Origin of the sequence: Nocardioides antri, from assembly GCF_008373765.1 — a bacterium.
In the GTDB taxonomy this organism is placed as follows: Bacteria; Actinomycetota; Actinomycetes; order Propionibacteriales; family Nocardioidaceae; genus Nocardioides; species Nocardioides antri.
Map to the genome: position 1 here is coordinate 1 of NZ_VUJW01000099.1, position 308 is coordinate 308.

The following is a 308-nucleotide window of genomic DNA, read 5'->3' on the forward strand; positions in this document are numbered from 1 at the left end:
CCGCTGTTGAGGACGGTCATCCGGGCCGTCCTCGCTGGATCGTGCATCGTGCCCAGTCCTACATGACGGGCCCGGCCGCGTGGGCGGCTGCCCGGCGGACCCGCGGGACCTCCGGTGGGGTGTCGCCAGGGCCCGATCCTCGCCTCGCGCGATCTCGCAGGGACCTGCGGCCGACCTGGAGGGGAGCTGCGGTGAGTGGCCGGATCCGTGCCGGATCACGCGCGCGGAGCGCGGTGTAGTAGGCGCCGCGCCCCCGGGAGAATCCGGTCAGCTGGTCGGCGAGCGGGGCCTCGTCCGTGCGATGGAAG

General features: G+C 74.4%; 1 protein-coding gene. It reads right to left on the bottom strand.

Annotated features, from left to right (window positions below; translation table 11 throughout):
- Positions 1–58: 58 nt before the first annotated feature.
- Positions 59–308: hypothetical protein (locus F0U47_RS21690; protein ID WP_223162852.1), on the bottom strand; the 250-nt coding region annotated here is incomplete at its 5' end.